At 61.6% G+C, this 3,569-nt stretch carries 5 protein-coding genes and 1 pseudogene; all 6 read right to left on the bottom strand.

From position 1 onward, the window contains the following. Positions 1 to 89: pseudogene (locus tag BN903_RS18115) on the bottom strand (alpha/beta hydrolase); the annotation flags it as partial. Positions 90 to 116: 27 nt separating this feature from the next. Then, complete coding sequence (locus BN903_RS10235) at positions 117 to 515, bottom strand: DUF5778 family protein (RefSeq protein ID WP_048077635.1); 399 nt, start codon at positions 513 to 515, stop codon at positions 117 to 119. 75 nt (positions 516 to 590) lie between these two features. Then, positions 591 to 758, bottom strand: a complete 168-nt coding sequence (locus BN903_RS16815) for a hypothetical protein (RefSeq protein WP_154018110.1) — start codon at positions 756 to 758, stop codon at positions 591 to 593. Beyond that, a complete protein-coding gene (locus tag BN903_RS10230; RefSeq protein ID WP_048077634.1) occupies positions 755 to 1,552 on the bottom strand; it encodes a nucleotidyl transferase AbiEii/AbiGii toxin family protein in 798 nt (265 codons plus the stop codon). Before BN903_RS10230 ends, BN903_RS16815 begins: the two co-directional genes overlap by 4 nt. Then, positions 1,552 to 2,385 carry a type IV toxin-antitoxin system AbiEi family antitoxin gene (locus tag BN903_RS10225; RefSeq protein ID WP_048077633.1) on the bottom strand — a complete coding sequence of 278 codons (834 nt, stop codon included), beginning with the start codon at positions 2,383 to 2,385 and terminating at the stop codon, positions 1,552 to 1,554. Before BN903_RS10225 ends, BN903_RS10230 begins: the two co-directional genes overlap by 1 nt. A 170-nt stretch (positions 2,386 to 2,555) precedes the next feature. Further along, entirely contained in the window at positions 2,556 to 3,518 is a 963-nt protein-coding gene (locus BN903_RS10220; RefSeq protein ID WP_195155777.1) for an A/G-specific adenine glycosylase, read from the bottom strand. Positions 3,519 to 3,569: the final 51 nt, after the last annotated feature.

The following is a 3,569-nucleotide window of genomic DNA, read 5'->3' as shown; positions in this document are numbered from 1 at the left end:
ACCGCGTCGGCGCCGGAGCCGTCGCTCGCGGCGGTGTCGAGGGTGGCGCGCACGTCGCGGCCGCCGGGGATCAGGACTGTGTCGCTCACGGGTGCGGTGGCGTCTCGTCAGGGGCCTCAGGGCACCTGCGTCACGCGGTCGACGTCGTCGAGTTCGGCCAGATCCGCCACGAGCGCCTCTTGGTCGACGTTCGCCTCGTAGTAGAACACGATGTCGAACGCGCCGTCCCGCAACAGCTGTTGACACTCCCAGACGAACGCCTCGTCGTCGAGCGTCAGCCCCTGAAACTGGTTCGACGAGAAGTCCGTGTCGTCGTTGCCCGCCTCGATGTACGTCTCGCCTTTCCCAGCGTGGTCGGCGATGACCTCGTTGGCGGCGACCGTCAGCTCGTGCATCTCCAGGTCCTGCTGGCCGTCGAGGGTCGTATGGACGATACAGCCCAGCAGCTCGATGTCGCCCGGCTCCAAGAGGGCCTTCGTGCGGGTGTACAGGTCCGAATCGACGGTCTCGCTCATGGCCGATCGTTTCGGCTCCCGTAATAAACGGGTGACGGTTCTCGCGGCGGATCGGACGCCCGATGAACCCGCGTCTCAGCGCCGGAGCGACACGACCACGTCGCCGCCGGTCGCGTCCGACTCGACCAGTCCGTCGTCTGCGAGGTCGTCGACGAGTCCGCAGAGCCGCTTTCGGACGTGTTCGTCGCTGGGCGCGTCGAACGCGCAGTTACTGCGGGACGATGTGTCCGATAGAGGTATCATTCGTCAGCGAGGGAAGCGACGTACTCTTCGAGCGTCTCATAGACCGGATCGAAATCGGGGAGATCCGCAACCAGATCGGGAAGTGTGTTCTGCCACCCGTCACGGATTTCGTCCCGTTTCTCTCTGGGAAGTCCATCCCGGAGATCGATGTCCAGACCGTCGTGCTCACACTTCCGTGAAATGGACGGGAAAATAACCGAATCGTCGATGTCAGCCTCCGTAATCATCCGATACAGGTCGTAGTAGTCACGAGCCTGTGATCGCTGATAGAGCGCTCGCAACTTCTCAGCGAAGATCTCCTCCAAGCTGTACGCGGTCAACTCGAATTCGGGGACATCCTCGTAACTGTGACGATGGTCTAGCGAGGTGAACGCGACGTACTCGTCGATCATAACGTCCAGGCTCGTCGTGTTCTTGTGACCGAGAACGGCGTTGTACTGGATATTGATATCGACGTAGTGCGTCGGATACGCTTCTTTCTGTAATTTGCGGTGTTTGGTCACCTCGAAGTCGATGCCAGAGGCTCTGGCAGCGTCCTCCAGTGCGCCTTGTAACTCCGCTTCGCTCCCCCCGTAATTCCCTCTGACACCGAAATCAAGATCTTCCGAATAGCGCCACGTCTCCGGGAAGTACAACTTGCTGAGCGCAGTCCCGCCTTTGAACAGCAGATTATCGCCGTACGGACTCGTGTAAATCGCCCACAGGATCCATGAATTGACGTAGTTCTTCTCCGCGTAGCCGAGGCGAACATTCAGATCTCTGGCCAGCCGTCGCAGTTGTGCGTCGGAAATCACTATGAGAAGCCCCCCGGGAGGAACGATTCGGGACCGACGTTCAGGCGGAGTTGGTACGTGCTGTCGCGGGTTCCCGTCGCTTCTCTCGTCGGATCGAGCAGCGGGTACCCGGTCGTGAATTCGCCGACGAGCTCGTCGTACTCCGGAAGATCGATGTCCAACTGGTCGGCGAGATAGACGGTTCGTTTCGTCGCAGCACCGTTCCCAACTCGCCGCAGGTACTCGACGACTCGTTCCCACGAACAACCCTGTTCGACCGCGTTCTGTATCGCCTTGGCAAGCTCTCCGATACCGCCACAGAACTCCGGATGGTCGGCGCAATCGACCAGCGTCTTTTCGATACTCGAAATGTTCACCTGATTCGACCCGACCGCAGTCGGTTGATAGCCGAAGAACTTCTGGTCGGTGACTGACACTGGTCGATACGTGACCCCGTGGATTTCGCGGTCCTGAGCGCGCTCTGTCGTCACGATGTACACCGTGCGGGACATCTGCTCTGTAAGCCCGTGATGATTCATCGCACTCCAGTACCCGATGTACATCGGCTCCACGAGTGCGGACGCGATCACGAACTCGTGTTCGGTATAGACGGCGTTTTCGCCTGCAGCGAGTGGCAAGATGAGATATTTCCCGTGCGCGATTCGCTCAAGCCAGCCTTTCTCCTTGAGCGTATACGCCATGTCCTTGGCCGACTTCCGGGGGATGTCAAGGACGTCCACGAGGTCATTGATGGTGATGATCTGTCGGTCCTCGCTTGCGAGCCGTGACAGTGCTCGCGACTCACGTGTCGACAGACTCTTTCTTTGATTTTCTTCCTCGTTTGTAGGCTCCATAGCCGCTCAGTGTACATAGAATCTAAATCCGAACGGGAATAAAGGTGCCCGTTGATATCTAGTTTGATGAATGTCGTGTCGTTGGACGCTCAGCGTACAGAGACTCTAAGTTAGATATGAAATAAAATATCCCTCCTCGTTTGTAGGCCGTTCAGCGGATCTGAATCAGACTACTGGAGGCGAGCGGTTATCTGGTCGTTCCCTTCCTCGATCTGGACGAGACCGTCGTCAGAGAGGTCCGAAAGCAGACTTCGCAGCCACTCCCGGCCGTGTTCGCCGTCCGGAGCGTAATCCACGCGGATCCGATGACCGAGCGTGTCCAGCCCCATCTCGTCGTGTTCGCCGAGCAGTCGCACGATCCGCCCGCGGAACTGCCGTCGGCTCCCCTCGAAGCTCGGCTGTTCGGGCACGTCGGGCGCGGTGAAATCACCGGTCTGGTAGGCGTGACACCACTCGCGCCACGGGCAGCCCGGCTCGTCGCATCGAGGCTTCTTTCCGCAGGCGACGCCGCCGAGTTCCATGACCGCGTTGTTCCACACCCGCGACTCGCCGGCGGGCATGAGCCGGGACGCGACCCGCTCGAACGCGTCGTCGTCGTCCGGCACGTCGAACGCGCGGTACAGCACTCGCTTCACGTTGGTGTCGACGACCGCGTCGCCGTCGTTGAACGCGAACGACGCCACCGCGTTGGCGGTGTACGGCCCGACGCCCATCAGCTCCCGCAGTTCGTCGGGCGTCTCCGGGAACGCGCCGCCGTACTCGGTCTCGACCTGCTCGGCGGCCTCGTGGAGGTACTTCGCGCGGTTGTTGTACCCGAGCGAGTGGTCCGACCAGAAGGCGACCACGTCGGCGCGGTCGGCCGCGGCCAGATCAGCGCTCGTCGGCCACTCGTCGAGGAAGTCCTCCCACGCCGGCACGACGCGGTCGAGCTGGGTCTGCTGGCTCATCACTTCGCTGACGAGGATCTCGTAGGGGTCCTCCGTGCCCCGCCACGGGAACGCCCGGTGGTCGGCCTCGTACCAGTCGACGAGCGCGTCGCGGACCGCGTCGAGGTCGGCCGGGAGGTCCGACACCTCCTCGTCACCGCCGACCTCGACATCGTCGTCCGCGGTCGCGCCGTCCGAATCGCTCATACCTCCGGTCCGGCCGGCGGCGGTTTATCGGTGCTGGTCGCCGTCGGCGCG

The sequence above is a fragment of the Halorubrum sp. AJ67 genome, from assembly GCF_000513435.1.
This window is presented reverse-complemented; position numbering and strand designations above follow the sequence as displayed.

Excerpts from the sequence above, each read along its gene's own strand:
- BN903_RS10225 (WP_048077633.1), bottom strand. The coding sequence starts at position 2,385 with ATGGAGCCTACAAACGAGGAAGAAAATCAAAGAAAGAGTCTGTCGACA.
- BN903_RS10220 (WP_195155777.1), bottom strand. The coding sequence starts at position 3,518 with ATGAGCGATTCGGACGGCGCGACCGCGGACGACGATGTCGAGGTCGGC.
- BN903_RS10235 (WP_048077635.1), bottom strand. The coding sequence starts at position 515 with ATGAGCGAGACCGTCGATTCGGACCTGTACACCCGCACGAAGGCCCTC.
- BN903_RS16815 (WP_154018110.1), bottom strand. The coding sequence starts at position 758 with ATGATACCTCTATCGGACACATCGTCCCGCAGTAACTGCGCGTTCGAC.